Annotated in this window: 4 protein-coding genes; all 4 read left to right on the top strand. The window is 42.0% G+C overall.

Translation table 11 applies throughout. The annotated features are described in order from the left end of the window. The first annotated feature begins 618 nt into the window (after positions 1-618). Entirely contained in the window at positions 619-2,961 is a 2,343-nt protein-coding gene (locus B7C60_RS16840; RefSeq protein ID WP_099612629.1) for a TonB-dependent receptor plug domain-containing protein, read from the top strand. Positions 2,962-3,142: 181 nt separating this feature from the next. After that, entirely contained in the window at positions 3,143-5,932 is a 2,790-nt protein-coding gene (locus B7C60_RS16835; protein ID WP_099612628.1) for a M16 family metallopeptidase, read from the top strand. 95 nt (positions 5,933-6,027) lie between these two features. Continuing rightward, positions 6,028-6,513, top strand: a complete 486-nt coding sequence (locus B7C60_RS16830) for a hypothetical protein (RefSeq protein WP_099612627.1) — start codon at positions 6,028-6,030, stop codon at positions 6,511-6,513. Between the two features lie 230 nt (positions 6,514-6,743). Beyond that, the coding region (locus B7C60_RS16825) for a methyl-accepting chemotaxis protein (RefSeq protein ID WP_245869659.1) at positions 6,744-8,043 on the top strand (1,300 nt) is incomplete at its 3' end.

The raw sequence follows: 8,043 nt of genomic DNA, 5'->3' as shown, positions 1-8,043 counted from the left end.
ACAGCCGGCAAGGGAAGATTTATTTAACATTCTCGACCTCCTCGGTCTTTTATCCATTCCACTTGAAATGACAGTGGCAGCACTGACCATAAACTGAGCAAGGCATGCACTGAAAAACTGCAATCTCAAATGATTGGGAGCATGATGATTATTTTGTGCGCCGCTTTGCCTATCTTGTTCTCTTAACTTTGGAATGCATCACTTCAAGCTGAAGAGCGACAGGGTACAAAAAGGTGAAATAAAAGAACCCTGTAGTAGAAAGAGTACACAAAACCTGATGTTAATATTTTGTTAAATAGTTGTCAAAGGAAACGGCGCTGTGGTTTTCTAAAAAGAGGCGCAAGATAGAGATTTAATTTATCAAGATCAATGAATTAAAGTGATTTTCTGGTTGTACCAGTTTGTGTGTATAGGTTTTACAATAAGTTACAACACAATCACTCACTTGTTGTTTACGGGCAATATTAAGCGATTCGGTTAATCAATAGCCTGATAACGTTGCTGCTGATTTATCACCAAATAAGACGCTCTATTTTATGCGGTGTTCTTTAACACAATTTACTTAGTTAATTATTAGTGATAATCTAAATGATAACGATTATTATTTGATTATTTTTTATGCGTTATTTTAATAAAAGCCTGATTGCCGTTGCAATCGCTTTCTGCAGTGGTCCTCTTGTTGCTCAATCTCACTTAGATGATGTACCTTCGGATTTAACAGTCACCGTTACTGATGTTAAAGAGGATGAGACAACCATCAAACAATCCCTCAATGCTGAAGATATTAGCAACACGCCAACGTCAAATGGGAATTTGACGGATTATCTTAAAGATAATCCGAACGTTCGCTTTGCGGAGGGAGACTTACAAGGGTTTACCGGAGGAGAAATAAAACCGGCATCAGTTTCAATTAATGGTGCGGATGCCAGTCAGACTGCCTACATGTTAGATGGCATTAATATCAATAATGATATTGACCCGACTGGTGCACTATTTGATGGTTCTATGGGGGTGAATCCTAATCGTAGTTCTGAACAAGCTTACTTTTTGGATGCGAATTTATTATCCGGTGTCACGGTTTATAGCAGTGATGTCCCGGCTCGATTAGGTGGTTTTACTGGTGGAGCGGTGGTGGCGGAAACACGCCAATACAGCGGCGAAGATCAAGTGAAGTTACGTTATCGAACGACCCAATCGAGTTGGGCATCAATGAAGGTCGATGAGCCAGCAAAAGATTTAGTCAATCAAGCCGTCCCTAATGGTTTTAATGCCGATTTTCAGCCCAAGTATCATAAGGAATTTTTCAGTGTGATGGCTGAACACGCACTCACGGATGATATCGGTATGGTGATAGGTTTTAGTCGGCGTGATTCTGATATTGAACAAACGCGGATGCTCAATCCACAAGGGAAAACGGATAAACAGAACCATACTCGTCGTTCTGATAATTTTTTAGCGAATTTTAATTGGACTCCAGATGTTGAACGTCGTTTGGAGTTTGGCGTTCGTTTTTCTGATTATCAAGAAGGAAAATATTATGCTGAAAATATCGATGGTAATGTGACAGATAGCCATGTTGCGTATGGTTCCACCATTAAATGGGTACAACGATTTGGTGTGGGTGAACTCACTGCGACTGCTGCATACGATAAATTTTTCGATGAGCGTGATTCTTCGGCCAATCAAGCACAAGTCATCATTGATCTTGATACAGAGATGAATTACGAATTAGGCGGGTATGGGGATAGTCAAATTGCTCAAGAAAATACGCAAGTGATGCTCGATTATCAATTTGACCGTTTCACATGGGGCAAGGCCTCGCACGGTTTTTCAGTCGGAGCGGCGTATCGGAAAACCGATTATCGCTTTAAGCGTGATCAAGATGTAACTCAGAATACCACGATGATGATGGGTGATTTTGAGTTGATGAATAAAACAGAAACCACGCGCAAGGGACGTCTTCATACTGCTTATCAGGATTATTCTTGGTATATGGAAGATTTGATCAAATGGAATTCGGTATCTGTCCGTCCGGGCATCCGAGTTGATCGGGATGATTATTTAGGTAATACCAATCTTGCGCCGAGGTTTTCCAGTAGTTGGCAAGCGTTATCCAATACTCGTTTTAATCTAGGCATCAACCGTTATTACGGTCGTTCATTCGCTGCGATGAAACTGGCAGGAGAGGTATTAAAGCTGAATGACGATCATACCCGTCGTTATGAGACGATTACCCAACTAGAGACGCCATTCGCTGATGAACTGAGCGTCGGCGTTGTGCAAAATATCGGTAATTTTGCCTTATCTGCTCAGTACGTATTACGTGATAACAAAAAACGAATTATTGTTCAGCAAGAAGATGTTGCGGGTAAAAAAGTCGATTCCTATTCAAATGGAAGCCATTACCAGGTCGATATCTACACCTTACAAGTGAGTAATATTACGCCTTGGGTACTGGGAGAGACGCATTGGTCAACCACATTGGGTGCTGACTGGTTAGATACTGACAGGGTGGCATTGAATAAAAATATCGATCCAAATCAATTGGTTTATCTAGATGGGAAGATCATGACTCGTGCCCAAATGGAGCAAGCGGTCAATAGCAGTACCGATGAGTGGGTTGTCAGGCTTGGGCTCGATATGATGGTACCAAAGCATGATCTGGTTTGGTCAAACAAGGTATACATTAAAGCACCAGTAAAAGGGTATGAATACGTTAATGACACACCGGATGGGCTAGAAATGCACCGCAGTTTCGATTTCGGAACCCACACACAGTGGGATACGCGTTTACGTTGGCAACCTCGTTTAGGTTATACCCACCGCGCCTATGTGCAATTAGATGTGTTAAATGTTTTCGATCAAGTCCGTCAAAGTGCAGTGAAATCAAGTGGTAGTGGTGAATATGGGCTTTATTCTCCTGGGCGAGAATTTTGGCTGGAATTAGGCTACGAATTCTAATGATTTGATGGTTATCAGTCACAGCCAGTGGTGATGAGCCACTGGTTGTTTTTGTTATTGTGGTGAAGTCTGTTAACCCCTGGGTCTTTTATCTTACCAGATAAATCTTTTGTATCGTACGTCTGCGGATTCGCTCGTCTTTATTGGCATTGTTTATTCAAACTCAGGCATTTTCTTATTTATGAATTATAGAAAAATTGTGATTTTATCTAGTGTGATCTGGTTGGCGGCTTGTCAATTGATTCACACATCGACAACGGCTCCGCTCGAGTCATTACGTTTTAATCCTAATATAACCGTCGGAACATTAGCGAATGGATTTCGTTACTATATCGCTAAAAATTCGCAACCCGAGTCTCGTGTTTATATTCGGTTTGTGGTCAATGCTGGTTCGATGAATGAAGACGATGATCAGCGCGGCGTTGCCCATATCGTTGAGCATATGGCGTTTAACGGAACGGCTCATTATCCGGGTAATCAAGTGATCGCCGAGCTAGAAAAGGCGGGGATGAAATTTGGCGTTGATATCAATGCATTTACCGACTTTGAAAATACCGTGTATAAGCTTAATCTGCCGAAAAATGACGTTGAGTCTTTGACATTAGCCATGAATGTGGTTGCTGATTGGGCAAGCCGTGTCACGATGTTTAAAGATGATCTGGATGCAGAACGTGGAATTGTATTGGAAGAGTGGCGAGCGCGCTTAGGGCCGATGTTAAGGTTAGGTGATAAAAAAAGCGCCATAGAAATGGCGGGTTCTCGCTATACGCAAAGGGATCCTATTGGTGATGTTAAAACCATTAAAACAGTTTCTAATCAACGTGTTGCGGATTTTTATCACCGTTGGTATCGGCCAGATAATATGTCCGTAGTCGTTGTTGGAGACATTGATCCTACTCAAGTTGAACAATTAATTCATGAACAATTCTCGTCGCTTTCCAAACCTAATACTCCTTTAGAAACGATTGACTATAGCATTCCTTTGGTTGATGGATGGCGAAGTGCAGTGGTTTCTGAAGAAGGAATAACCACTCCAAGTGTTGAGTTGAGTTTCTTTTCTGATTATTTACCGCAACATACGTTAGCCCGTTATGAACAAGATCTTGCCACTCAAATCGCCACTCGGCTATTAAATATTCGATTGCAAGATTGGGAGCAACAAGAGACGCATGCGGTCAGTTCGGCCAGTTTTTATGCCAGTAATATTGGACGAGAGACCCACCAAGCTGTTTTTTCGCTACAACTTGTGCAGGATCATTACCAACAAGCAACAGAAGGATTAATGGCTTTTCTCGCTCAGGTTCAACAGCATGGATTTACGCTCGATGAATTTGATGGCGAGATCGCTCGATTAAATCGAATTAATGCAGCCGCACAGCAAAAGGTTATGTATAGCATTGATCTCGTGGGTGATTTAATGGTTTCTGCTGCCAGTGGTCAATTACTTTTGAGCGAAGAAGATAAATATCGTCTTAATCATCGATTTCTAAGCAGCATGACTTTAGATAAAGTTAATCAAGCCTTTCAGGCGTTGATTAAGCCGGAATCACGCTTGGTTTTAATCACTCAGCCAGTGAATCGTTCTAAACCCGTATTGACTACAGGCTCTTGGCATGAGCTTTGGGAAACTTATATGGCCACACCTCAGGGTGAATGGCGGCGAGAACAGCATCAAGCGAGTTTGCCAGTGGTGTCTCCTCATCCTGGCTCGGTGAAACGAGAAAAACGTTGGGCCGAACATCAGTTGACAGAGTATCGGCTAAGCAATGGAAGTAAGCTGATTTATCGTTATAGTGATAGCAACCCTGGTCAGGTACATTTTAAAGCCTTAACCTCAGGCGGATTACGATCCGTCCCTCGTGAGGACTACCACGTTTTGCGTACTGCGGTGAGCTTAGTCGATGAAACGGGAATTGGCGAGGTTTCCTTACCGGAATTACAAAGCATTTTTCGAGGCAATCCGGTTGTCATGTCAACTATTCTTGATGATTATCAACAAGGATTCTCAGGTTGGGCAAAAACCGACAATGTCGATAAAATGTTTCAGTTATTGCATATTAAATTGGCATCAAGTCCTGTTTCTGAAAAGGTCTTAAAAGAGTACCAGACTGATATGTTGCAGCGTAGCCAGCATAGTGATGGAATGGATCGTTTTATTCGTCGCGTTTCCGCTTTACGCTACCCCAATATCCCGACCGTCTATAGTGAGAGGAGTGAACAAGTTGCACGCTTCACGAGCCAGCGTTTAAGTGATATTTATCAGCAATATTTCGCCAACAAGACCGATTATACGTATTTTGTAGTCGGGGATATCCAACCCGACCAGCTTGAACGTTTAGCTGCCCATTATCTTGCCTCATTACCGTACCATGCTCAGCAACGTTCAGCGTATTCAGTTTATGCGCAATCACCAAAGGAAGGTTTGCGAGTGTTTGATTCGAAAGAGCCTCGAGCAGAAGTCGAACTGTATTTAGCTCAAGCAGCCTCTTGGCGTCCAGATCATGCTTATTATTTGGAATTAGCCGGTGAGTTAGTACAAGAACAATTACGTTTGACATTGCGTGAAGAAGCTTCGGGAGTTTATGGTGTCACCAGCTGGTTTTGGCAAGATCCTGACAGCCCGCAAGCAGAAGGGCGCATTCTATTTTCTTGTGATCCGGAACGAGTTGATGAATTGTTATCACTGACGCATGATGTTTTACGTCAGGTAGCAGAACAGGGGAGTGATGCAGATGTCCTTAAAAACAAGCAAATACAGCGTGAGGACCAAATCGCACGCTATTTACGTTCAGATTTAGGCATACTGAGTGAGCTGGAAAAAAGCTACCGTCTTACCGACTCTCCGGCCTTGATTCAAGCACAGCGACGCGCGAATCAACATGTCTCTAAAGAAAAAGTAGATGCGATCATGCAACCATTTTTAGCTCATGCTGAGCGGTTTGAAGCCATTTTACTACCAGTACACGAATGATTATTGAGTCATGCCAGAACCATGGTTTGTGGGTCTGGCAGACCTTTTTCGTCAATTCATATCATGGCGCGCGTCGTGCGAAGGAATCAGACAATATGAAACAACGGTTTTTTACTATTCTATTGATTTTAATCCCCTTAAAAGTGGTGGCTGAATTACAACTGGCGCACACCTATCAAGATTGGGAGCACTATCAATCTCACACTGAAGAGGGGGGGGAAGTGGTCATTTTGGGCGTGAGCCATAGTCAGAGTGATCGGCTGTCAGACATGGTTGTCATGCGCTGCACAACAGAAGGGGTGAATTTACTATTTTTTAACTCACTACCCTATGCAGACCTCGGTTATCAAGCGAGCGGCATGTTAGATGATAAAGCGCCAATTTCGATGGATGTTTGGGTGAAAGGAACGACTCATTGGGCCACTATACCTCAAGACAGCTTAACTCACTGGTTTAATGCTAAACAATTGCTCATTAATTTAATAGGCGATGAACAACAGCATGAGCAAATAAAAGTGTCGTTGCTTGGCTTTCATTCGATGTATCAAGCCTTATTATCCAGTTGTCATACCGACACTTAATAGTGACATTGTCACTATTGACTTGGCAGGCTCATCTGTCCCGCAATTTAATGGCGGGGCTGTTGAACTAACTCTCTATATTTCCATACCTTATGCTAACGTCTGGATAATCCGTTGTGTTGTGAATTGATGCAGATAATGCTCTCTTTTGGTCACTTTGTTCTATGCTAAATAGTGAGTGATTATTGCGAGCCTCAATGGCATGCGAGAGGAAAACAGAGGATGGGGTTATGACGATAAACAATACCATGAAGCTTGTATTTGCTGTTATTGGGGCTGGAATCATTATTAGCGTTTTAACGGTGTTACAACTCAATGGTTTGATGCACCAAGTCGATCATATGGCGCAAGTGCGTTATCAATCTTATCAAGCTGCTGATGAACTTCGCCAAAGCTCGGATGACTTAACCCGTTTAGGGCGAACTTATGTGGTCACCGGTGATGAAAAATACGAAAAAATGTATATGGATATTTTAGATATTCGTAACGGAAAGAAACCCCGCCCAGAAAATTACCACACCATTTATTGGGATCTTGTTTTACAACATGGCCAAAAACCAAAGCCTGATGGCAAGGCTATCTCACTAAATCAAATGATGAGTGATTTAGGGTTTACTGAGCAAGAGTTTCGATTATTGCGAGAAGCTCAAGCCAATTCAGATGCTTTGGTGAATATGGAAGTAAAAGCCATGAATGCAGTGAAAGGACGTTTTGCTGATGCTAACGGTAATTATACCGTCAGGAGAGCACCAGATCGCTCTATGGCTATCGAATTACTACACAGTGTTCAATATCATCAAGAAAAAGCCAAAATTATGGCCCCAATTGATAAGTTTTTCATTGAATTAGAGAATCGTACTAATCAGCAGTTTAATATTGCAGCGAAGAAAGTAAAAAATACCGTGTTGATTGGCAATATTTCACTCATCAGTGTGTTCGTGATAGCGATTATTGGTTATTTTATTGTTAATCGTAAAGTGGTGAAGCCAATCGATACCATGGCAACGTTGCTGCAACAGGTAGATAAAAACTCTGATTTAACTTTACGGGTAGATGATCAAAGTAAGAATGAATTAGGAATTATCGGATCAACCATCAACAAAGTATTGGCCAGTTATTCATCAACCATTACTAAAATAAATCAAGTTAATCATACGATTTCTGCTATTTCAGAAACGATTCGTGATGTTACACAGCAAAACGCCAAGGTTGCTAATCAACAAAGTCAAGAGTTAGAAATGGCAGCGACCGCCATGGAAGAAATGACCTCTGCGCTTTCTACGGTGGCGGAAAGCACCACCATGGCCGAGCAATACGCAGGCAGTGCAGAAAAAGAAGCCAGTACCAGTAAGCAGGTTTTTGATAAAACGACCCATGAGTTTGGTGATTTAGAAAGTGAATTTACTAAAACATCAGAAGTGATCCAGCAATTAGCCAATGAATCGAATAATGTCGGTAATGTCCTTGATGTGATTAAGGCGATTGCAGAGCAAACCAATTTATTAGCGTTGAATGCAGCGATTGAGGCAG

It is taken from the genome of Vibrio fujianensis (assembly GCF_002749895.1).
Taxonomy (GTDB): Bacteria; Pseudomonadota; Gammaproteobacteria; order Enterobacterales; family Vibrionaceae; genus Vibrio; species Vibrio fujianensis.
Note: the sequence above shows the minus strand (reverse complement) of the source record. Positions and strands in the feature narration are given on the sequence as shown.

Coding starts and splice junctions, on each gene's coding strand:
- B7C60_RS16840 (WP_099612629.1), top strand. CDS start 619: ATGCGTTATTTTAATAAAAGCCTGATTGCCGTTGCAATCGCTTTCTGC.
- B7C60_RS16835 (WP_099612628.1), top strand. CDS start 3,143: ATGAATTATAGAAAAATTGTGATTTTATCTAGTGTGATCTGGTTGGCG.
- B7C60_RS16830 (WP_099612627.1), top strand. CDS start 6,028: ATGAAACAACGGTTTTTTACTATTCTATTGATTTTAATCCCCTTAAAA.